The organism is Enterococcus crotali, from assembly GCF_000633635.1.
Classification (GTDB): Bacteria; Bacillota; Bacilli; order Lactobacillales; family Enterococcaceae; genus Enterococcus_L; species Enterococcus_L crotali.
Map to the genome: position 1 here is coordinate 40,008 of NZ_AYPQ01000008.1, position 22,554 is coordinate 62,561.

The 22,554-nt window shown below is 38.2% G+C and carries 17 protein-coding genes and 2 pseudogenes; 3 read left to right on the top strand and 16 right to left on the bottom strand.

Features of this window, described 5'->3' with window-relative positions:
* Positions 1 to 190: 190 nt before the first annotated feature.
* Positions 191 to 1,294, top strand: a complete 1,104-nt coding sequence (locus V192_RS0116510; RefSeq protein WP_025873408.1) for an NAD(P)/FAD-dependent oxidoreductase — start codon at positions 191 to 193, stop codon at positions 1,292 to 1,294.
* A 58-nt stretch (positions 1,295 to 1,352) separates the two neighbouring features.
* Here the strand turns inward: V192_RS0116510 and V192_RS20525 are convergent.
* The 7 genes and pseudogenes from V192_RS20525 to V192_RS0116545 form a co-directional block, all read right to left on the bottom strand.
* Positions 1,353 to 2,674 (bottom strand): annotated as a pseudogene (locus tag V192_RS20525) (amidohydrolase).
* The gene (locus V192_RS0116520; protein WP_029948317.1) at positions 2,658 to 4,397 is read right to left on the bottom strand and encodes an adenine deaminase; all 1,740 of its coding nucleotides are present in this window, start codon (positions 4,395 to 4,397) and stop codon (positions 2,658 to 2,660) included. Before V192_RS0116520 ends, V192_RS20525 begins: the two are co-directional and overlap by 17 nt.
* A 21-nt stretch (positions 4,398 to 4,418) precedes the next feature.
* A complete protein-coding gene (locus tag V192_RS0116525; RefSeq protein ID WP_025873409.1) occupies positions 4,419 to 5,483 on the bottom strand; it encodes an ABC transporter substrate-binding protein in 1,065 nt (354 codons plus the stop codon).
* Between the two features lie 27 nt (positions 5,484 to 5,510).
* On the bottom strand, positions 5,511 to 6,551 hold the full coding sequence (locus V192_RS0116530) for an ABC transporter ATP-binding protein (RefSeq protein WP_025873410.1): 1,041 nt from the start codon (positions 6,549 to 6,551) through the stop codon (positions 5,511 to 5,513).
* 57 nt (positions 6,552 to 6,608) lie between these two features.
* Positions 6,609 to 7,388, bottom strand: coding sequence for an ABC transporter permease (locus V192_RS0116535; protein WP_025873411.1), 780 nt, complete (start codon positions 7,386 to 7,388; stop codon positions 6,609 to 6,611).
* The gene (locus V192_RS0116540; protein WP_025873412.1) at positions 7,381 to 8,217 is read right to left on the bottom strand and encodes an ABC transporter permease; all 837 of its coding nucleotides are present in this window, start codon (positions 8,215 to 8,217) and stop codon (positions 7,381 to 7,383) included. Before V192_RS0116540 ends, V192_RS0116535 begins: the two co-directional genes overlap by 8 nt.
* A 215-nt stretch (positions 8,218 to 8,432) precedes the next feature.
* The gene (locus tag V192_RS0116545; RefSeq protein ID WP_051581975.1) at positions 8,433 to 8,807 is read right to left on the bottom strand and encodes a YbgA family protein; all 375 of its coding nucleotides are present in this window, start codon (positions 8,805 to 8,807) and stop codon (positions 8,433 to 8,435) included.
* Positions 8,808 to 8,995: 188 nt separating this feature from the next.
* Between V192_RS0116545 and V192_RS0116550 the strand changes: the two genes are divergently transcribed.
* On the top strand, positions 8,996 to 10,465 hold the full coding sequence (locus V192_RS0116550) for a peptide MFS transporter (protein WP_025873414.1): 1,470 nt from the start codon (positions 8,996 to 8,998) through the stop codon (positions 10,463 to 10,465).
* A 57-nt stretch (positions 10,466 to 10,522) separates the two neighbouring features.
* On the opposite strand, the pseudogene V192_RS20530 reads toward V192_RS0116550, so the two are convergent.
* From V192_RS20530 to V192_RS0116595, 9 genes and pseudogenes are all read right to left on the bottom strand, one after another.
* Positions 10,523 to 11,685: pseudogene (locus V192_RS20530) on the bottom strand (cation:proton antiporter).
* Between the two features lie 143 nt (positions 11,686 to 11,828).
* Complete coding sequence (gene efp / locus V192_RS0116560; protein ID WP_010772247.1) at positions 11,829 to 12,392, bottom strand: elongation factor P; 564 nt, start codon at positions 12,390 to 12,392, stop codon at positions 11,829 to 11,831.
* A 288-nt stretch (positions 12,393 to 12,680) separates the two neighbouring features.
* A complete protein-coding gene (gene arcC / locus V192_RS0116565; RefSeq protein WP_025873415.1) occupies positions 12,681 to 13,637 on the bottom strand; it encodes a carbamate kinase in 957 nt (318 codons plus the stop codon).
* A complete protein-coding gene (locus V192_RS0116570) occupies positions 13,634 to 14,110 on the bottom strand; it encodes a nucleoside deaminase (RefSeq protein WP_025873416.1) in 477 nt (158 codons plus the stop codon). The genes arcC and V192_RS0116570 overlap by 4 nt, the downstream gene beginning before the upstream one ends.
* Positions 14,107 to 15,549, bottom strand: a complete 1,443-nt coding sequence (locus V192_RS0116575; protein WP_025873417.1) for a cytosine permease — start codon at positions 15,547 to 15,549, stop codon at positions 14,107 to 14,109. Before V192_RS0116575 ends, V192_RS0116570 begins: the two co-directional genes overlap by 4 nt.
* A 24-nt stretch (positions 15,550 to 15,573) precedes the next feature.
* Positions 15,574 to 16,716 carry an ankyrin repeat domain-containing protein gene (locus V192_RS0116580; protein WP_025873418.1) on the bottom strand — a complete coding sequence of 381 codons (1,143 nt, stop codon included), beginning with the start codon at positions 16,714 to 16,716 and terminating at the stop codon, positions 15,574 to 15,576.
* Between the two features lie 21 nt (positions 16,717 to 16,737).
* Complete coding sequence (locus V192_RS0116585) at positions 16,738 to 18,162, bottom strand: YlbE family protein (protein ID WP_025873419.1); 1,425 nt, start codon at positions 18,160 to 18,162, stop codon at positions 16,738 to 16,740.
* Positions 18,159 to 19,709: an acyl-CoA synthetase FdrA gene (gene fdrA, locus V192_RS0116590; RefSeq protein ID WP_025873420.1), complete on the bottom strand. Its 1,551-nt coding sequence runs from the start codon at positions 19,707 to 19,709 to the stop codon at positions 18,159 to 18,161. Before fdrA ends, V192_RS0116585 begins: the two co-directional genes overlap by 4 nt.
* 49 nt (positions 19,710 to 19,758) lie before the next feature.
* Positions 19,759 to 20,649: an oxamate carbamoyltransferase subunit AllH family protein gene (locus V192_RS0116595; RefSeq protein WP_025873421.1), complete on the bottom strand. Its 891-nt coding sequence runs from the start codon at positions 20,647 to 20,649 to the stop codon at positions 19,759 to 19,761.
* Positions 20,650 to 20,819: 170 nt separating this feature from the next.
* Between V192_RS0116595 and V192_RS0116600 the strand changes: the two genes are divergently transcribed.
* Positions 20,820 to 22,496, top strand: a complete 1,677-nt coding sequence (locus V192_RS0116600; RefSeq protein WP_025873422.1) for a PucR family transcriptional regulator — start codon at positions 20,820 to 20,822, stop codon at positions 22,494 to 22,496.
* Positions 22,497 to 22,554 lie beyond the last annotated feature (58 nt).

Consider the following 22,554-nt stretch of genomic DNA (forward strand, 5'->3'; position numbering starts at 1 on the left):
CACTCCTTATCATACCATAAAAAATAAGCGTTTTCTCATTAAATTCATGTTATTATTTTATCAAATTTTATTTTTTATAAATACTTTTTTATACTCTCCTTCCCTTCGATCCACAAAATTTCTTGCATCCTTTATAAACTTATGTGAAAATAAATTACTTGATTTTATAAGGAGATAAAAGGAGTAACTCATGAAAAAATTAGCGATCATAGGTGGCGGGATCATTGGTTTGACCTTAGCCAACTATATTGATTTAGAGAAGTATCGTGTAACGATTTACGATGATCCTGTTGGACAAGCTACCAAAGCTAGCGCAGGGATCATTTCCCCTTGGCTTTCTAAGCGCCGCAATAAAAAATGGTATCAACTAGCAAAAGATGGCGCTGCATTTTATCCTAAATTAGTCCAAGACTTTTCTCTACCGAATAATGTTTATCAACAAACCGGCACATTGATTCTTAGAAAAGACGGTGAGCTTGACTCGCTGATGCAACTGGCAGAAGAAAGAAAACTGACTGCACCTGAAATCGGAGATATTCAGTTATTAACTGCCGAACAAGTCACAGAAAAACTGCCTTTATTAAAAGCACAACCTGCCTTATTTATCACAGGCGGAGGCAAATTGGACGGTGCTAGCTACTTAGAGACATTAAGACAACGTGCACGATCAAAAATGATCACCATAAAGACTGATACAGCTAATATCAGTCGAATCCATGAACAATGGCTTATTCAGACACCTGAAGAACCTGAACAATTCGATGCCGTTGCATTGTGTGCGGGTCCTGGTTTGCCAACATTATTAGATTCTCTCGGCTATACGACAGATATTCGACCGCAAAAAGGACAATTATTGGCTTTTGATACACCGTTCAAAGAAAGCGGCAGTTGGCCGGTTGCAATGCTGGATGGTGAAAGCGACTTGATTCCGTTTGAAGATGGGCAAATCCTTGTCGGTGCAACACATGAGAATGAGGGTGGATTTGATTTAACGCCAACGGAAGAAGCTTTTTCTCTCCTTCGCCAAAAAACAGCCCCTTATCTCACTGAATCCAGTTTTTTTGAAAATTATCCAGCTGCTTATCGTGTTGGAACTCGTGCCTACACATCAGATTTTGCCCCATTTTTTAATTATTTGCCAGACGCCCCTAGCGCAGTCGTTGCTAGCGGATTAGGTTCTTCTGGTCTAACAACGGGTCCATATATCGGCTTTCTATTAGCACATTATTTCAATGAAGCCAAAAGCGATTGGCAGGAGTATCAAAAACCAATTGAAACCTACCTATCGAAATGAACTGAAAAAGCATGAGGCTGGATCAGAAGTAACCACTTCTGACCCAATCTCATGCTTGTTATGATAATTTTTTTGCTTCTAAGACAAAGTTTTTCATTTCTCGGTATAACTTTTTTTTAATATTGTTCAACTCTTGTTTGAGCATTTTTTTCTCACTCACCAATTGCTGACCATTTACCCAAACCGAATCTACATTACTGGCATTAGCTGAATAGACAATGGCTGAATATGGATCAAAAATGGGAAACATATTTACTGACTCGGTTTCGATCAAGGTTAAATCTGCTTTTTTTCCGATTTCGATCGACCCCACTTGATTTGCTAAACCCAATGTTTCTGCACCGCCAATTGTTGCAAGACGAACAATTTCTTTTGCAGGAAAAAGCGCGCGATCCTGATTATAGGTTTTATGCATATTAGCAAATAGACGCATTTGGCTAAATAAGTCTAAGGTATTCCCGCTACTTGGCCCATCAGTTCCTAAACCGACAACAATATTTTTTTCAAGCATTTGTTTGACAGGGGCTATCCCCTTTGCTGATTTGGTATTTGCACCGATGCAATGAGCCACACGAGCTTTTCCATTTGAAGCCGCAATGATATTTAGATCGTTTGGGGTTGTTAAAATACAATGAGCTAAAATAAAATCGCGTTCAAAGTATCCTAATGTTTGTAAAAATTCTATTGGTGTTTGGTTGTATTTTTCTTGAAATTCCTCAATTTCATAAGTCATTTCAGCTACATGCATTGTGATTGGTGCATTGTATTTTTCACTAAGTACCACGATTTTTTTCAGCATCTCCAAATTATTTGTATTGGGTGCATGTGGCGCAATGATCGGTGTTACTAATGGATCGTTCTGCCATTTTTCTAAAAAAGCTTCGCAATACTCATAGCCGCCAGATGGTTTTGGACTGTCACAAGTCGGCATATCAATGATCGTTTCACCCACAAGGCTCTGATGCCCATCTCCTTACAACTTTTTGCGACCTCATCTTCAAAATAGTACATATCACAAAATGTCGTCACACCACTCAACAACATTTCAGCAATGGCATAATCACTACTCGCTCTTACTAATTCTTTTGTCATATGTTGCTCTAAAGGAAATAAAAAGCGCCGTAGTCGATCGGGCACGTCATCTCCTAGAGAACGAAACGGGATCATTCCTGCATGTGTATGGGTATTGATCAGACCAGGGATCAGTAACCCTTTTTTTCCATCGATCACTTTATCTGCCTGAATAGTTACTGAAACAAGTTCAGAAACAGGCCCCATTTCTGTAATTAAATCATCTTCGATCAATACAAACCCATCTTCCACTTCTGAAAAGTGTTCATCCATTGAAAGGATATGAACATTCTTAATAAGTGTCTTCATTCAACAACACTCCGTCTTCTGGAAAAATCAATGGATAGAACTCTTGCGTTTTCGTATTCATCATCCCCATGTCGGTGACTTTGATCGCAGGTGAAACAGGAAGAGATAATGTAGAAAAAGACATGATCTCATTCATATTTTTGTAGCCTAATTTTTGCATACTTATACGGACTTTTTGCAAATCTCCGCCTAGCTCTTCAATTGGTGCTTGCGAGAGGATTCCGCCTATTGGCAACGGACATTTCCCTGTGATTTCACCATTTGAAACAACAATATAGCCACCTTGGATCGCAAGCAATTCATTTTGCGCTAGCACGATATCTTCTACCGTATTGCCCATGACCATCACATTATGATGATCGTGGGCCCAAGTTGTGGCAATTGCGCCCTTTTCAGTGATTGGTTTGTCCATCAGTGATATTGAGATATTGCCATTTTTGCCATATCGTTCCATTACGACCAATAATGCACAGTCTGCTTCTTGCCATTGTAATAGTCCATTTTTCACTGGAATTTCTTTCGTGATTCGCTCGGTAAATGTTCCTACTTCTTGTTTTTGGATCACGTTACAGCGAACAGTTTCTTTGTCAGTTGCTACTTTGATCACTAAGTCAGTAGCTGTTAGTTGTTTGCAGTGGACAGATTTTTTGTACTCCGCTGGAAATGATTCGATTACAGTAGGATATTCGATTTTTGCTCCTTGTTCATAAACTTTTTTGCCTGATTTATAAACAGCATCAAACGTAAACTCTTCCAAATCATTTAATAAAATAAAATCAGCTACACGTCCCGGTGCAATTTCTCCCCGATCATGAAACCCCATCCGTCTTGCTGGCGTATAGGTTGTCATATAAATCGCTTTTTCAATTGGTAAGCCTGCTTTTATGGCTTTTTTTACATTCTCATTCAAATGTCCTTTTAGTAAATCATCTGCCATTACATCGTCTGTAATAATGCTGGCATATTCATAAAACTGATTTTCTACAATAACTTTCATATTTTCAGGCGTGATCGACTTATTTTGGAATTGGATAAAAACGCCTGCCTCGATTTTTTCTTTTAATGATTCTGGAAACTGATGCGTATGATCCGAGGTGATGCCGCTAAATAAAAAAGCGGCCAACTCTTCCTCGTAAATTTTTGGACAATGCCCTTCTAATGGCATCGTCGGTCGCTCTGATTTACATAAATCGATAATTTGTCGGATCAAGGACTCTGGTTCGTAGGCAATTCCTTTAAAATTCATCGCTTCACCTAGACAAACAATCTTAGGGTTTTTCAATAATTCTGCCACTTCGGCAAGTCCAATGATACCGCCAGTTGTTTCTAATTCTGGTGTAGTCGAAGGAACTGAAGATGGGATCGCATGAAAAATATCCAACTCAGTTTCTGCCTTCATAAACTCCTCTAAACCTTCTAAACCAAAGACATTTGCCATCTCATGCGCATCTGCCACGACCGTTGTTACACCATAACGCAATACTGCTTTTGAAAAAATCGTCGGTGTTGTCATTGAACTTTCAATATGCATATGGGCATCAATCAAGCCGGGAATCATATACTGATTCTCGGCTTTGATGATTGTTTCAGGCGTTAAGTTATTCATCTCTGTAGTACTGATATAGTAAAATTTTCCATCTTTAACAGAGACATTTTTTTTGATAAAGGATTGTGTTGCTGTTTGGAAAACCCAAACATCTTGAATGATCATATCTACGTTCATACTTATCGCCTTTCTTGTTGTTTATTGGTTCATTGTACGATTCCATTGGTCGACCCAATTGGATAAGTTGTCATTAATGAATGAAAAATCAACTGTTTTTGCTCGATCTGCTACTTTACCGTAGGTTTTATTTTCTGCTTGTTTTTCATCAAGTTCTACTTTACTATTTGTTGGGCCTTCGTTTAGTGAAATGGCTTTTGCTTTTTGTGACGCTTCGCTAATTCTCTCGTTGACAAATGTATATGCTAATTCTTTATTTTTAGAAGTTTTTGGTACATTTACGGTATTGAAATTTGCATAGGTGCCACTTTCAGGAACAACATACGTTGCCTCTTTAGAAGCTCCTTGAATGATGTCTACAGCAAAATCAGCAACGACTGCTACTTCAATCTCACCTGATTGGAACATGTTGGCAAGGTCTGATGATTTGGAATACGTCTTCACAACATTTGGTTTTAACTCTTTCATTGCCTCAAATGCTGCTTTGCCTTTATCAGTCGTAATATCTACCCCAGCGTGATCACTCGCAATGTATAGCATCAACGGTCCGGCTGTTGTAGAAATGTCTGGAACAGAAATTTTCCCCTTAAGATCAGATGACCATAAATCGTCCCAGCTAGTGATTTCTTTGCCGACTTTTTCTTTGTTATAGACAATCCCTATACTATTAACTGCGATTGGGATACCTGCTCCACTTTCGTAGACTTCCTTTGCTCCAGCAGTTAACTCTTTAATGTTCGGTACTTCTTTTTCTGTGATTTTTTCAAAAAGGCCTTCTTTGTCGCCTTGTGTTGCATTGGCTTGCGCTAATTCAATCACGTCGATTCCAGCATTTGGGTTATTTAATAATTTTGTATAACGATCTGCACTATTTCCTACTTCCAAGGTAACTTTTGCATCGTTTGCTTTTTCAAAAGGTGCAATAATATCTTTTTTTACAATATCTTCACTTAAACCAAAGGTAGAAACAACAAGTGCTTTACTGCCACTTTTGCTCTCTTCTTTCGTGTTTGCCTCACTATTCCCACAAGCTGCCATTAACAAAGTGGCTGTTGCTAAAACACTGATCATTAGTTTCTTTTTCATTTTATTTACTCCCCTTCATCTTATCGTTTATTTTTCTAAAACAACTAGTTTATCTGCTGGAAATACAACGTTGATTTTGTCGCCTGTTTCATAAATCTGTTCACTCGTTCCATTGACTAATAATTTTCCAAGCGGCGTTGTTATTTCATATTGATAACTTTTCCCTAAAAAGGTTCTAACTAGAACAGTTCCTTCGATCGAATTTTGCGTTGTTGCGCTCACAAGCTCAATGTCTTCTGGGCGAATCGTTGCAATAGTTTCAGTTACTTCTGGCTGTGGATTAGTTGTTGTGAACAGTTGACCATTTTCACTTTTATATTGCCCTTCAGCATTTTTCGTCACAGCAAAGAAATTTTCAAACCCGATAAATTGTGCTACAAATTTTGTTCTTGGCAAACGATAGATCATCTCCGGTGAATCGTATTGCTCGATCACACCATTATTCATGATCGCGACCTTGTCTGAAATAGAAAAACATTCTTCTTGGTCATGGGTCACAAACACGGTTGTGATCCCTAATTGTTGTTGGATCCGTTTGATTTCGATTCGCATTGCTACTCTTAATTTCGCATCTAAATTACTTAAAGGTTCGTCTAATAATAATAGTTTCGGTTCAATGATCAAGGCACGCGCTAAAGCAACACGTTGTCTTTGTCCACCTGAAAGTTGCTTTGGATAACGATCCCCAAGGTTTTCTAAACCACAAACTTCTAGCATTTTCTCCACTTTTTCTTTTGTACTGGCTTTCGATTCTTTTCTTAATTTCAACCCAAAAGCAACATTCTCAGCAATCGTCAAATGTGGAAATAAAGCATAACTTTGAAAGACCATCCCAAAATTCCGTTTATGCACAGGTACTTTCGTCAAATCCTCTTCATCTAGCTTAAAAGAGCCGTCGTTTGGTTTGATCAATCCTGCGATCACTCGAAGCGTGGTTGTTTTTCCGCAGCCACTTGGACCTAAAAGTGAAACCAATTCCCCTTTTTCCATTGAAATGCTTAAATCTTTTAATATATCTTGTTTGCCATCATAGCTGACACGTATCTCTTTTAAATCAACAAAAGTCAAAATTTTCTCCTCTTTCTACCTATTAAGTCCGAAATTTACGATTGCTCTTTCTATTAGTTACGCAATCGAAGCTAATCCTAATGTTTTTTCGATCAAAAACATCAAGCCCATTGTCAGTAACATCAGCATTACTGAAATGGCTGAAACCGTTGGATCATAGTTGTATTCCATATAACTAAGTAAAGAAGTCGGCAACATGGTAACTCCTGGTCCAGATAAAAACATCGACACTGGAACATTATTAAATGAATTTACAAAAGCCAACATAAAAGCCGCAAAAATACCTGAAGAAACATTCGGTAAAACAATTTGAATAAAGGCTCGTGTTTTTGTACACCCCAAGGTCCAGGCAACTTCTTCCATCGAATAATCCAATTGCTCCATGCTTGAACCGACCACTCGAATAATATACGGCAAACTAATCAAAAAGTGCCCAATCAATAAGCCTTGAAAAATTGGCAAACCTAATTTAATGACAATATATTGAAATAATGTATACCCCACGACAATTCCCGGAATCACAGTTGGTGATAAAAAGAAACTTTTAATAAAGTTTCTTCCTTTAACTGAATAGCGTGCCAAAGCGTAAGAAGCTGGAATCCCAACAATTAAGGCTAAAACAGTCGCTAGCACACCGATGATCAAACTCAATTTAAAACTGCTCATAAACGTCTCTGATTGCAAGGCTTTTGCATACCAATCTAATGTGAATCCTTTGATTGGAAATTGAATTGCTGCAGCTGTTCCAAAGGACGTAACAACAATCAAGCAAAGTGGTAAGAATAAAAATAAGAATACTAGGATCGCAATCAGCGTCATCCCTTTTTGTTTACGCATTGTTTGCCTCTCTCCTATCAACTTTTTTAGCGACTACATCAAGTCCCTTCATAACGATCAACGTTACAACGATCATAATCAAGGCTAAAACACTTGCTGCTTTCCAATCTCCTAACGTATTGGCTTTTTGATATAAAAAGGTCGACATCATCATTTTCTGATTCCCACCTAACAATTGCGGTGTGGTGTAGGCAGTCAGTGTGCCAGTAAAGACTAAGATACTTCCAACAATCGTTCCCGGAATCGAAAGCGGCAATACAACTTTCCGAAAAGCCGTGAATGGACTTGCGCCTAACGTTTCGGCTGCTTCCAACATTTCCCCTTCAATATTTTCCATAACGCCTACAAGCGTCATGATCATCGTTGGTAAAAAAAGATAAACAGAGCCAATAATAATAGCAAATTCTGTATAAAGTAAATTCAGCGGCTGAGCGATCAAACCTGTTTTCAACAGCAGCGAATTGACCACGCCGGTTTTTCCTAAAATATTGATCCAAGCAAAACTGCGAATCACTGAATTGGTCAAGAGCGGAAACAAGGTCATCGCCATTAATATCCCACGCCATTTTTTACTGACTCCTGCGATATAATAAGCCGTTGGAATCCCCAGTAAAATTGAAATAAACGTAACAATCAGCGAAACTCTGATCGTGCGCCAAAAGATCGATAGATTATATTCGTCTTTAAAAAAATCGAGGTAGTTGCTTAATGTTACCCCTTGATCTGAGAAAATAGTTGGTAAAATACTGGTAACCAAAGGAATCATTAAGAAAAATAGTAATAAAATCATTCCAGGTGCTACAATAAAATACGGAACATTCTTGTTCATTTATACACTCCTCGTTCGTTTTTCCACTGATTCAGTATACTCATTTTATAAACTAATTTCAATATGTTTTTTCAATTTGAACAATAAATATTCGTGTATTGACAAACAATCGTATTTATACAAACAAAAAAGCGAATTCAAACACTTATAACGAACTTAAAACTATATTCCGCTATTTGAATCACTTTTTTCTGATTATTTAGTTATTTGTTCTATTAAGGAAAGAGAAGTTTTGACTGTAGTAGATATGACTCTTGGTATTTTAACGTGAGTTCTTTTAAAAAAGGGCGTAATTCATCCTGATCTATAGAAAATGTTTCAATCAGTTCTTCATATTTTTGTCGCTCTGTCTCTGTTGCTTTGTTTTTAAAATACCCCCAAACATGTTGATACGCATTTAAGAGATTACCTTTTTTTGGCGGCTCAGCTAATGCGTGCTGCAGATACCCTCGAAAGGCCTGTTCTTTTCTTTCATCCCACTCATTATCCGTAAACAATCTCCTGATCGCTTTATAATCTGGTTGGGACTTTGATAAGATCAAATACTTTAATGAACGCCATTCTTGCTGTCTTTGAGCTATTATTTTCAATAAAACTCTTCCTTTCTATTCTTATATGAAAAGAAAATGAATAAAAACATCAATTTTCTTATAGTCTATTCATGAAAATTTATGATATTTAAAAGAGTAAAAGTTTAGAATATATGCTATATACTTTTTTCAGAAACACTAGGTTAAATGAATTTTCTGAATATTAAAAAGAATTGAGGTTATTATTTATGGATGATCAGCAGTTAGACAAGTCGTTTTTGGGACAGCCCAAAGGATTGTCTACACTCTTCTTTACTGAGATGTGGGAGAGATTTAGTTACTATGGTATGCGGGCAATTTTACTGTATTATATTTATGATACGGTCGCAAATGGTGGGTTAGGTTTACCAAAAGAAACTGCTTTGGCAATTATGTCGATTTATGGATCGCTTGTTTTTATGTCCAGTATCGTTGGTGGCTGGATCTCTGACCGAGTGTTAGGCGCTAGAAAAACGGTTTTCTTCGGCGGCGTATTCATCATGGTCGGTCACATTGTTCTAGCGACACCGTTTGGAATTGCTGCATTATTCCTTTCCATTCTTCTGATTGTGATCGGTACAGGAATGCTAAAACCTAATGTCTCTGGCATGGTCGGACATCTTTATTCAAAAACAGACACACGTCGTGATGCTGGTTTTTCTATTTTCTATATGGGAATCAATATCGGTGCGTTACTGGCACCGTTTATCGTTGGAACATTAGGTCAAACGTATAACTATCATGTTGGTTTCTCAGTAGCTGCTTTCGGTATGTTTTTCGGCTTGTTACAATATTATTTACAAGGGAAAAAATCACTAGACGGTATTGGTTTAAAACCAACGAATCCCATCGGGACAGAAGAACGGAAAAAGTTCATACGCTCATTATTACTTGCTCTTGTTTTTGTTATCGTTCTTTTTGGCGGCGCCTATATTATGGGCCACTTAACGATTGGCTTCTTTATTAATAGCGTTAGTGTGCTGGGAATTTTGTTGCCTGTCTATTATTTTATTAAGATGCTGACTTCAAAAAATGTGACCGCTGAAGAAAAACCAAAAGTACTTGGTTACATTCCATTATTTTTAGCAGGAATCGTCTTTTGGTCACTTGAAGAACAAGGTTCTTCAATTTTAGCATTATTTGCGAATGAACGGACAAATGACACCTTATTCGGTTTTTCCATTGCACCTAGTTGGTTCCAATCATTAAATCCAATTTTTGTTGTTGTTTTGACCCCCGTGTTTGTGACTTTATGGACAAGATTAGGGAAAAAGCAACCTTCAACAGTGGTCAAATTTTCATTGGGATTAGTTTTTGCTGGTCTGTCTTTTGTACTTTTGATGCTGCCGGGATTGCTTTATGGTACTGATACAAGAGTTAGTCCGTTATGGTTGTTCTTTAGTTTCTTCATTATGATCGTAGGGGAAATGTGTATTTCTCCAGTTGGATTGTCGATTACAACAAAGCTTGCACCTAAAGCTTTTGAATCGCAAACGGTCGCAATTTGGCTATTGGCTGACGCTGCTTCACAAGCAATCAATGCTCAAATCGCTCGTTTTTATACTCCACAAACTGAATCAGCGTATTTTGGAATTGTAGGATTCGTAGCTGTGATTGCTGGTATTATCCTGATTCTTTCTAAAAATCCTATCAAAAAATTAATGGGATCTATCCACTAAAAAAACAGTTTCCGTCAAAGCCGTATGAAACAAGCTTTGACGGAAACTATTTTTATTCTAGTAATTAAGTTGTTTTTCTTGTTTCATGATCGTTGCTTTTAGCAATAACGGCGCAATGATCGTTGTCGCAATAATCACAATGATCACAGAAGAATAATATTCCTCTGAAAGGAAACTTGAAGTCAAGCCCACTTGAGCAATGATCAAGGCCATCTCACCTCTAGAAACCATACCTGACCCAATGATCAACGTAGAAACACCTTTGAAACCTGTTACGCGTGCACCCAAAGCACCGCCTAGCAATTTCGATAAAACTGCAACTACAGTTAATACAATGATAAACAAAAAATGCTTCGACATACCAACAAAGGTCATATTTAGACCAATAGAAACAAAAAACATCGGAATAAATACAGTATAGCCAATTGTCTCTAATTTTTCGTCTACTCGCTTACGATAATCTGTCTGTGCAATTGCCACACCTGCAAAAAACGCTCCGATGATAGCACCCATGTCCAGCATTTCTGCGAAATAAGCAAAGCCTAAACAAATAACTAAAGAGATTGCCGAAACTGCTTCGATCGCAATCAATTTTTTACTCAAATTCAGTAACCAAGGGACCAACCATTTACTAGCCGCAAAAATCACAATAAAGAAGAAAACCTTCAGCAGTAAAACTTCCCACATCGGCAAACTTCCACCAGGTGTCGAGCGGTTCATTAAACTCAACATGATCCCTAAGATCAAAACCACAACGATATCATCCACAACAGCTGCACCAAGAATTGTCGCGCCTTCTTCACTATCAATCTTTCTTAAATCCTTTAATACCTGTACTGAAATACTCACAGAAGTTGCACTAAAAAGTACCCCTAAAAAAATTGAATTCTGTACGGAAAACTGAAAGGCTTCTCCAACGCCAAAACCCATCGCCGCAGGAAAGAGTATCCCTAAAAGGGCAACTGATAAGCTGGCCGCCAATATTTTTTCAATAATTCCAAGTCACTTTCCAGACCTGCAATAAACATTAAAATAATAACGCCGATTTCAGAAAAATAATGCATAAAATCATCTGGCTTGATCCAGCCTAAAATTGCTGGCCCAATTAAAATTCCTACCAATAACTCTCCAATCACCGAAGGAATACCTACTCGATTACAAAAATGTCCAGCAAGTTTAGTAAATAATAAGACCAGACACAACGTTAACAAAAAACCCATATTTCTCTCCCTCTCTACTATAAAAAACATATAACTTATTGTACCATGGCAACTAAATTTAGTAGTTACAAAAAGATTCACCTATTATAAGCAGAACAAAAAACTGACAGGTCACTTACCACCTGTCAGCGCATAGCATTTAATTATTTTGAAGCACGTTTTAAATACGTACCTTCTTGTGTATTGATTTCTAATGATTCATCCGCTTCAATAAAATCAGGAACATTGACTACTAAGCCTGTTTCCATGATTGCTGGTTTTCCAGAACCTGAAACAGTTGCGCCTTTGATCGATGGTTGTGTTTCTTTTACTTTTAAAACAACCGTTGTTGGCAATGTGATTCCGATTACTTCTGATCCGTAAAATTGAATTTTTACTTCCATATTTTCTAAAAGATATTTTAGTTCTTCTTCGATCACAGAAGTTGGAATTTCGTATTGCTCATATGTTTCTAAATCCATAAAATTGGCTGTATCATCTTGGCTGTATAGGTATTGTACAGGTTTGTTTTCGATAAATGCTTTTTTTACTTTGTCATCTGGGCGCATTGTAGTATCCGTGGTTGTTCCTGTACGAACATCTTTTAATTTCATACGCATAACGGTATTTCCTTTACCAGGTTTGTGGTGACTAGCATCCATTACACGGATTAATTTGCCGTCTTGCTCAAAAGTCATACCTGCTTTAAGATCGCTTACTGCTATCATGTTGTTTTCTCCTCTTTCTTTAAGGTTCGACCAAAACATCTGATCGAAACGTTAGTGTAGTGCCTCTAAGCTAGAGAGACTTCTTAAAAAATTCTTCTCAACCATTGTAGCAGATTACAAGCGGATATTCTAGAGAATACGTTATCTGAGTATCTTTTTTTGTGGTAAAAACTTGTAAAATTCAATTTAGCAAAAAAAGTGATTGGAATATAACTCTTTGAGCTATCTCCCAATCACATGAACTCTAGATAAATAGTAACATCCCCACAATTTTTTTACATCAGTAGATTAAGGGTTCAATACCTGCTCTTTTTGAACAACAACGGTTCCGAGCTCACCTTTACCCAAGTTTTTCAGATTCTCAAGTGACGTGATTACGGCTTTATTTATTGGTCTTCTTTTAGCAAATTGAACCGCTGCTTCAACTTTTGGCAGCATACTCCCCGAGGCAAATTGACCTTCTTTGATATAGTGTTCGATTTCAGAAATACTGACTGTTTCTAAAGCTTTTTGATTTGGCTGATTATAGTGAACAAACACGTTGGTTACACCAGTTAAAATAATCAACGTATCAGCTTCAATTAGCTCCGCCAGTTTTTCTGCTGTAAGATCTTTATCGATGACTGCTTCAATTCCTTGTAAGCCATCTCCTGATTGAACAACTGGAATTCCTCCGCCACCTCCAGCAACCGTTACAACTCCATTTTCAAGCAATAATCGAATGGTCTTACTCTCTTTGATTGCGATCGGTCTTGGTGAAGGCACCACTTTACGAAATCCTCTTCCAGCGTCTTCCATGTATGAGGCACCTGTCATTTCCATCAATTCTTGCGCTTTGGATTCTGATAAAAAGGGTCCGATTGGTTTACTTGGATGAGCAAACCCTTCATCATCTTGCGATACTTCAACTTGCGTCACGACCGCTGCAACCTCACGAGTGATTTTTCTTTTTTCTAAGGCATTAGTCAATGCATTGACTAACCAATACCCGATACTCCCTTCTGTCATAGCGACACAAGTATCTAAAGGCATTGCTGGGTTTTCTACCGAATCAGCTGCTGCTTGTTGCAACATTAAATTTCCAACTTGAGGACCATTGCCATGAACAATCACGAGTTCCATCTCATCCGTCAATAAACTTGCTAACGATTCAGCTGTCTCTTGAACGATTTTTTGCTGTGCCGCTGCTGTTGGATCACTTTCCAAAATCGCATTTCCGCCTAAGGCTACCACTACACGTTTCATTTTTCGCCAACTTTCTCCACATCGTTTGAATTGATTTCATCAAATGTTTGCCATAACGAATCGCATTCAGGGCATCCTCCTGTATGAACCATCGCAAGCGGCGACTGATCCGTCCCATCTAAATAGTTTCGTAAATGCATATCCGAAAAGCCGTGTTTTGCCGCATCTTCTCTAGTATTTGAATAATAAACGGTTTTGATTCCAGCCCATAAAATTGCCCCAACGCACATTGGACAAGGTTCACAAGTCGCATAAATTTCACAATCGGATAAGTCCATCGTATCTAACTTTTTACACGCTTCACGCACTGCAACCATTTCTGCATGTGCTGACGGATCAGTATCTCTCATCATTGTATTACTAACTGAAACGATCACTTCACCATTTCTAACTAGCGTTGCACCAAAGGGTCCTCCAAATTTCTTTTCCATCCCAGCAACGGTTGCATCTGCTGCCATTTTCATATAATTCATGATTTTTCTCCTTTCATCACTTTACTAAGTACGCTATACACAACAAACGAAAAGATCAATCCTGAAAAGAAAGCAAAATCATTGATCGTTTTCAATAATGGAACAGATTGTAAAAATGCACCTGACATCGTAATTACAAAACTAGTTGCTAAAGTGATCATCGCTTTTTTATTATAACCAGATTTAAATTCGCCAAGGTCACCATTCTCAACATAAATATCCTCTAGCTTGATGACTTGTTTATGTTCAATATAAAAACTAGCTAACATGATTCCAGCGATCGGTCCAAACATTGAACCAATAAAACTATAGAAATAAAATAATGTTGAGGCATTTTCCACTAGTTTCCATGGTAGGATCATCGTACCAATGATAGCCGTTAGAACTCCCGCTTTTTTCACATCTAGAAACTTAGGAAATAACGATGACATTTGCAATCCTGCAGGAAATAAATTACCGAAGACAACGAAAGCGAGTGCCCCCATATTCAAGGCCAAAATCAAGACGAATACGGCAAATGTATTCTCGATTTTATCAAAGGCATTCACAATATTGAAGATCGGTTCACCGAATGCAATTTGCGTTCCAGCAATCAAGCCAACACATGTAACCGCAAACAAAATATATGAAAGAATAAAACCTAACGGCAGTCCAATGATCATGTCTCTCGGTGTTTTAGCCTTTTGTGTAAAGTCACCAATATTCACGATCGGACCTGCCCAATTTGAAACCAAGGCACTTACACAGGCAATAAAGACAATCGGACTCGTTGTCGCATTTGCTGGAGAATAAGCCAATATCGGACCGAAACCGCCAGCAATTTGAATCGTCCAAACAGCTGCTCCAATAATAAACACGTAAACGATTGGCGAAGACCAGTTACCAAATTTGTCCAAGACTTTTGTCCCACCTAAAAACAAGGCAACTGTCACACACCAAACAATCAAATAACTCAGCATCGTTGGCGCAGGCATTCCTAGAATCGTCATTCCTCCGCCAATAGTCATATAATTAGGAAAAATCCGACTAAACAAGACATCTAACGATTGAGCACTCACCACACTTTGAGTCCCAAAGAAAACAACACCTGCGATCAACCCACGGCATAACGATGGAATGATCGCTCCTTTTACGCCAAAAACTGAACGTAGTAACATTGGAAACGGCAACCCATACTTGGCCGATGCAACACCATTCAATACATAGAAGATCGACACAATTACAGCCGATAACATAACAGCCGCCAACACTTGCTTTGTATTTAAACCTAGTAAGAAAAAGCCTGCAACGGTCATATAAGAAAGTATATTATGCACCGCACCCATCCATAACGTCACATAGTTGAAGATTCCCCAGTTTTTATCTGCCCCGGTTTTTGGCAGTAATTCTGCTGAATAGGTCGGCGAATCCGTGATGGCTTGTTTTTCTACTGATTCCATTGTATTTTCCTCCAATACATTTCTTTAGTTTTTTACTAACTGAAGTGATTGTGCAAGGTGTTCTGAAAATAATGGATTTTCTGGATCGAGTTGAATCGCTTGTTCCATTGCTTCGACGGCTTCTTGATGCCGACTTAAGCTCCGAAGGCTATTTGCTTTATGGAAATAAAAATCAACTCGTTCTGGGTAGTCTTTCAACAAGTCATCCATCATTTTAACAGCTTCTTCATGACGTCCTAATTCTCTTAAAAAATTAGATTTATGATAGCGGTAAAAGAAGCTTCGATCTGTGCTGATTGCTTGATCATAGGTTTGTAATGCGCGGTCTATATCTCCCATCATACGGTAACTATTTCCGACATAGAAAGCAAACTGCTCACTTTTTACCCACCCTTTTTTATAATAAGAAATCGCTGTCGGATACTCTTTTAAGCGTTGATAGGTATAGCCAAGATAATACAGAACTTCTATATCCGTTTGATCTTGCGCTTCTAACACTTTTAACGCCTGCATCAACTCTCCTTTTCTTAAATAAGCTCGTACCTCACGGAAAATCATTGCTTCGACTTCCTGCTTCTCCGCAATCGCAATCAATGATTCGTTTGCTGTATCTTTAGCATAGTCAAGCGCATTTTTACCAGTATTATCTATTTGGGTAATGTCTGCCTGATGCTGAACTAATTCACGGATCACATCTTGATACAAGAAACCGCCATCGCCTAAAATTACCGCTTCTAACAAGGCTGACCAACCTAAACGATTGATGTGATTGACCGGTACACCTGCAGCCAAGCATAATTGAACCGTTCTTAAATAGCCTTTTTCACTAGATGGCAGTAAAGCTGTACCACCAAAGCGATTGACTGAAGCTAAATCGGCACGTCCAGATTGAAGAATCTCGCTGACTATTTCGTCAAATCCGTTTGCTGCAGCACAGATGAAAGGAGTAAGTTGTGTATTATCACGCTGATTCACATCCGCACCAAATGCTAATAGCTCTTTGACCAGGGGCAAAGAATTACACTGCACCGCCAACATTAATGGAGAACGCCCCAACTCATCAGTCGTTGAAACAGTATACCCTTCATTCAATAATTGCTGAACCTGTTCTACTTGCCCAGATTTGATTGCTTGAAATAAGCGCTGATCTACTTTTACTGTATCCATGATTTCCCTCCTTTCTGTTTTTCATAGTTGTTCACTAAAGGCAATAATAGCTTTTTCAAAAGCCTCCATCGGCGGATGAGTGATACCCGCTCCGATCATGCCGATTCCCGCTTCTTTATGAGCGATTGCTGTATTAATGATCGGTAATGTGTTCGTTTGAATAACTTTTAAACTATCGATCCCTGATGGAATCCCCATAAAGTCTAATGTAGGAATCGTGATATTCGGATTTTCCGCAGTTGTGATGCCTTGCATTTCCATAGAAAAACGTAAAGCATCTTCAATTGTTCCACCAACTAAAGCGACGATTGCAGGTGCTGCAGCCATTGCAAAACCGCCTATACCATACGTCTCTGTAATCGCACTGTCCCCAATATCAAGACCTGCGTCTTCTGGTTTATATCCTGCAAACATTGGGCCGATGACTTTTTGAGATGGACCAACAAACCAAGGATTCCCTTCAATACCACTGATATGGATCCCAAATTCCGTTCCATTTCTGGCCATTGTTGTTACAACTGTGCTATAAGGAATCCCAACAGCAGAATCTAAAGCTGCTTTACACATTGCCATCCAAGTTGGCCCCGAGAAATAATCACTACTAGCAACAAAATCAAAAACTTCTTTCATTTCTTCAATAGAATGGTCTGTTTGGATGATATATGGCGTCAAGGCTTGAATCAGCAAGGTCGTTCCAGCATTATTACGGTTATGACATTCATCACCCATATGCAATGCTTGTGCTAACATGTGTTTCAAATCGATCCCTTCTGTACACAGCTTCATTGCATCACGTAAGATCGGTCCAAAAACATCTCGCATCCAAATCAAGCGTTCAATCACACTTTCATCATTGGCACCCATCCGCAAAATTTTTGACATCTGCTCACTTAAATTTGTGAAAGCTAAATTGCCATAGGTTTTATTTTCTACGATATGCACATACATAGATGCAGAGGTTACTCCTGCCATCGAGCCAACGCTTTGATGTTCATGGCATGGGGAGAAGATGATTTCACCAGAAGCTGCCACTCGTTCAGCATCGTCTAAATCTTTTGCTAAGCCTTCAAAAACTAAGGCTCCTTTGACTGCTCCTTTCATTGGGCCGTTCATTCTATCCCAAGTGATCGGTGGACCAGCATGTAGAATGGTGTTTTTAGTCATGCCTGGTACAACATTGATTGCTTGATCATAGCCAATCAACGAAATTTGAGACGAAATGATTCGATGCACAGCCTCCTCATTGGCTTTTTTGATTTTTTCTAAGTTTTCAGGCGTTTCGATTTTTTCTAAAGCGGCTAAAATACTGGCTTTTCCTTGTCCTGGAGGAGCCCAGTTTAAATAGGTTGCCTTTACTTGTTGCTCGATCAACTCTTCTTGAAATGATTCAATACCAAGATCGATAATAACAGGTTCTTCTTGAAATAATTCAGTAATTTTACTCATTGTTCTGCTCCTTTCACAACAAATTCTCTTGCTAGTAAGCCAGCATTTTGACTACTGCTTGCATATATTGCACCAATCGATGTCAATTTTTCTACTTGTTCGTTGATATTTTGTTTATCTAAATCTGTTCCTAACACGTATCCGATGATTTCTAGATGACGACCTTGCAAAGCAGCTTTTTCTTTTGCTGCTTTCATCGCTGGCACCATTACGCCAACTGGATCTGGATGCGCACCATATCCTAGTACAAAATCCATTAGAATCACGCCGACGGTTGGATCTTCAGCTTCTTCTTTAAAACGAGCGATTCGATTAGATGGATCGATCATTGGATGAGGTTTGCCATTGGTAAATTCATCTGCACCGAAATCGATAAAAGTATGCGCTTTGCTCGCATCACCAAAATGTAAAAGGTGTTCTTGATCAGTCGCGATATTGCTAAACACGTCAGAAAAACGTTCTTTTGCAGTAAACATCGCCTCATCACAGAGGGTTCCACCTGTAAATAATCCGCGAATGTATTTTTGTTCTGGAGTCAATTTTGCTTGAACTTCATCGATCAACGGTAAGTTTAATGGATGAACATCTAAACTATTTTGATCGATTCCAGCTAAAGTTACAGCTTTCAAAGCAGCAGCCTTAGACATTTTTTCAAAATAGATCCCCGCTTCATCTTCTCTCGGTTCACTCCCGATGAACCAGATAACTACAGGTTTATCAGCCTTTCTGACTCTAGCTAGAATCTTTTCTTCCACTATTTTTGCCGGTGGTTTAGAAATTAAAATGATCACTTTTGTATCTACATCTGCTTCTAGCGCATCGATCGCATCTAGCATCATTTTTCCGCCAACTGCTTCACTTAAATCTCGTCCACCTGTGCCAATCAATTGGGAAACTCCTTCGCCAAATTCATGGATTCTAACGCTGATTTCTTGACTCCCTGTGCCGGAAGCACCAACAATACCGATGCTACCTTTTCGAACGTTATTCGCAAAACATAACCCAACGTTGTTGATGATTGCCGTTCCACAATCCGGTCCCATCATCAATAAACCTTTTTCATGTGCTAGATCTTTTAATTCGATTTCCTCGTCTACACTCACGTTATCACTAAACATCATCACATGTAGATCATTATTCAATGCTTTTCTTGCTTCACGAACGGCATACTGACCGTTAACAGAAATTACAGCTAAATTTGCTTCTGGAATAGCCTTTTTCGCCGTCTCAATCGTCGTATAGCTTTCAGTCGTTTGACTAGAGCTCTTTTCTTTTTTCTCTGTCATCAGCGTTTCGATTTTTTCGATCAATTCAGCCGAATCTTGTTCTTCTTTGGCCTCTAAAGCGATAATCAAATCGCTTGTTTGAGCTTGGGCAATTTCATCTGTAAATAGTCCCACATTTTTCATCACTTCTTTGTTCATTTCTGTTGCCATGGCAATAATTGCTTGATCAACACCTGCTAACTGATTCGCTTTCGTTGATAAAGCCATTAGTGATACCGAATCAATATAGGTATTCGGTTGAATTTTGATACTGATTGTCATTAGAGGTTCCTCCTTAATTTAAAAGCTGAACGAGCTCGTTTAGCATCGTTCAATCCAAGTCTAATGTTAATTTTATCCCTGCCAACATCCCTGTCAGCATATCTCCGCCAGATGTTGAACCGATCGCTAAAACAGCGAACATTTTTGATTTCAAAACAGCCTCATCTTCTCCATAAAACAATTCATTTAAAAATGAACCGATCCGCTCTCGTGCTTCTCCTTTGATTGCCCAATCTAATGCGGAAAAACTGATAATATTGGTTCTTTTTTCCATCTCATTTCGACTGTTTATCAACCACTGCTTTAGTGAATGATAAGGATAATCAGCAGTGGTAAAGATCAGGGCTAACCCAACTAGAAAATCATCACCGGATGGCGTTAAACCAGGACCTAAGCCAATTACTCGCTTTAATTGCTTCATTGCTTGAAATAATTCCTTTTCTTTCAAATAAGATAATAATTGCTTTGATTCTTTCAAAAGCATCGTATGGATCATTTGCTCGTATTTTGTTCCTTGAGTATTGTTTAATAAATAACCACCATCATGATTTTCGACTCGGCTCAGCCATTCATTAAGTTGCTCAACACGCATACGTATTTTTGAGTACCCTTGTTTGTCTGGAAATTTAATCGTTGGATACTGCCATATTTTAGCATCCTGAGTGTTGATAGCCGCAACCTCGCCAATCACTAACTGGCCTTTTTTAGAGAAAACAGGCGTTCTCACAAGCAGCTTCGGTCGATCCGAAAAAAAATCAGTTACTCTCAATGTATTGGGCGCATTGTCCAATTCTTCTGCTGCTAGTGTGTATATTTCACCAGAATCGCAAATGATATTTAAGGTTCGGTTGAACGTGCTATGAATCACTCCTTCCCACTGCCTATTTTGAATCTCAAATAAAAAATTGCTAGAACCAGAAAGGGATTGGTACGTACGCATCTTACTCACTTCCTTACCTACTTATCTTCTTTACACTATTTAATTTACACCAAGAAAGCCCTTTCATATACGGATAGATTAGCCGAATATTTTATTTATCAGTTGTACACTTTAACCAATTACCGTATAGTTAATGTAACGAAATTATAATTTAGAAAGATGGTGTATCCATGTTAACGGTCAAAAACTTTCTGCAGCTTGCCCCATTTAAAACCTTCCAATTAGTCGCTGGAAAAAAAGGGCTAGCTAATAAAATCACGGGCGTAAACATTTTAGATAATCCGGATGCTTCTGATTGGTTGTCTGCAGGTGAATTACTGATTACCTCTGGGTATTTTTTTAGCGAAAATGCCGAAATCCAAAAGCGTTTTATCCAACGTTTTAAAGAAATCAATTGTTCTGCAATTTGCATCAAACCACACATCTATTTAAAAGGAATTCCTGAATCTATGCGAAATTTAGCAGATGAACTTGGTTTACCCCTTATAGAAATTCCTTATGGGATCGCCTTTTCAAAGATCATGAATATTGTCATGGCTGAAATTTCCGGCCGAATGAATGAGTTGAATCAAGCGTCGCTGGATATTCATTCACAGTTTTTTGAAATTTCTCTACATGGTGGCGGTATGAAAAAAATTGCTTCTGGTTTAGCGGAAATGGTCAATAACCCAGTTGTATTAGTAGATACTGACTGGTCAGTAACTGCTGTCAGTGATCAAAAACAACCATTGATTCAAGAAACGATCAAAAAAAATGGAGATACCTTTACTTTCCCAATCCAAACAATTACAGATTTACCAACTAATTTTGAACGAATCCAAAAACCGATCACTCGTGCTCTTTCTTTTGAGGAACAAGAATATCCTTGTGTGATCATGCCTGTTTATTTTGATACGATCCACTATGGCTTTATTTTAGTTTATCTAATAGAACGTCCGTTGACAGACCTCGATTATGTCGCTTTAGAAAATGGTTCAATGGCATTTGCATTAGAACAAATGCGGCTTTTAGAAATCGAGCGCACGGAAAATAGAATTCGCCGTGATTTTTTCGATCAATTATTATCGGGTCAAATCAAGGACTTAGATGCTTTGGCTACTTATGATACAACGATCGATCCAAATTTGAATTATACTGTTTTGATCCTTTCCATCCAGACTATTGGTCCTACGTCAGATTCTTTAATGGAAAAAAAGCAATCAGAAGATCGCTTAATGAAAAGTTTACTATCGTCTCTGACAACTTATACGTCTAATCGTTTTCCACATCTTCACCTATTTAGCCGCAAAAATCAGTTGGTGATACTATTAGGAACTGATCCTAAATTAAGCTCCTTAAAAACGCACAATGAAGTATCCGATACAGCAGAGCGGATTCGAATTTATTTGGAACAGCAAGGACAGTCTGAACGAGACATTTTCTGCACCATTGGTTCTACTTTACCGATTCTGGAATTGTCTCAAAGCTTTGAAGAAGCAAAAAAAGTCATCCAACTGCTAGAAGATGATGCAAAAGAAGAGAAAATTTATTTTTTCAATGATTTTTATTTTGATTCTTTTTTAGTGGATTCGATTTCAAAAGAACAAGGAAGAAAATTTTACACCCACTATTTAAGCACCTTGCTGACTTATGATCAGGAAAATAAAACGAGCTTCACGCCAACATTAAAAGCTTATCTAGCTCATCATTTAAATATCGCTACAACGTCTAGAGCCTTATTTATTCATCGAAATACGTTGCTTTATCGGATTGAAAAAATCAAAGGACTACTACCAGTAGATTTGGAACAAGAGAAAAATACGTTTGCATTGCAATTAGCATTGAAATTATATGAATTACACCACTAAAAAAGCAGACTAGAACATAACTCAACGAGCTGTGTTCTAGTCTGCTTAGATATGGTTA

What these genes read in the sequence shown, in the direction of transcription:
- V192_RS0116510 (WP_025873408.1), top strand. Translation starts at nt 191, where the DNA reads ATGAAAAAATTAGCGATCATAGGTGGCGGGATCATTGGTTTGACCTTA.
- V192_RS0116520 (WP_029948317.1), bottom strand. Translation starts at nt 4,397, where the DNA reads ATGAACGTAGATATGATCATTCAAGATGTTTGGGTTTTCCAAACAGCA.
- V192_RS0116525 (WP_025873409.1), bottom strand. Translation starts at nt 5,483, where the DNA reads ATGAAAAAGAAACTAATGATCAGTGTTTTAGCAACAGCCACTTTGTTA.
- V192_RS0116535 (WP_025873411.1), bottom strand. Translation starts at nt 7,388, where the DNA reads ATGCGTAAACAAAAAGGGATGACGCTGATTGCGATCCTAGTATTCTTA.
- V192_RS0116540 (WP_025873412.1), bottom strand. Translation starts at nt 8,217, where the DNA reads ATGAACAAGAATGTTCCGTATTTTATTGTAGCACCTGGAATGATTTTA.
- V192_RS0116550 (WP_025873414.1), top strand. Translation starts at nt 8,996, where the DNA reads ATGGATGATCAGCAGTTAGACAAGTCGTTTTTGGGACAGCCCAAAGGA.
- efp (WP_010772247.1), bottom strand. Translation starts at nt 12,392, where the DNA reads ATGATAGCAGTAAGCGATCTTAAAGCAGGTATGACTTTTGAGCAAGAC.
- arcC (WP_025873415.1), bottom strand. Translation starts at nt 13,637, where the DNA reads ATGAAACGTGTAGTGGTAGCCTTAGGCGGAAATGCGATTTTGGAAAGT.
- V192_RS0116570 (WP_025873416.1), bottom strand. Translation starts at nt 14,110, where the DNA reads ATGAATTATATGAAAATGGCAGCAGATGCAACCGTTGCTGGGATGGAA.
- V192_RS0116575 (WP_025873417.1), bottom strand. Translation starts at nt 15,549, where the DNA reads ATGGAATCAGTAGAAAAACAAGCCATCACGGATTCGCCGACCTATTCA.
- V192_RS0116580 (WP_025873418.1), bottom strand. Translation starts at nt 16,716, where the DNA reads ATGGATACAGTAAAAGTAGATCAGCGCTTATTTCAAGCAATCAAATCT.
- V192_RS0116585 (WP_025873419.1), bottom strand. Translation starts at nt 18,162, where the DNA reads ATGAGTAAAATTACTGAATTATTTCAAGAAGAACCTGTTATTATCGAT.
- fdrA (WP_025873420.1), bottom strand. Translation starts at nt 19,709, where the DNA reads ATGACAATCAGTATCAAAATTCAACCGAATACCTATATTGATTCGGTA.
- V192_RS0116595 (WP_025873421.1), bottom strand. Translation starts at nt 20,649, where the DNA reads ATGCGTACGTACCAATCCCTTTCTGGTTCTAGCAATTTTTTATTTGAG.
- V192_RS0116600 (WP_025873422.1), top strand. Translation starts at nt 20,820, where the DNA reads ATGTTAACGGTCAAAAACTTTCTGCAGCTTGCCCCATTTAAAACCTTC.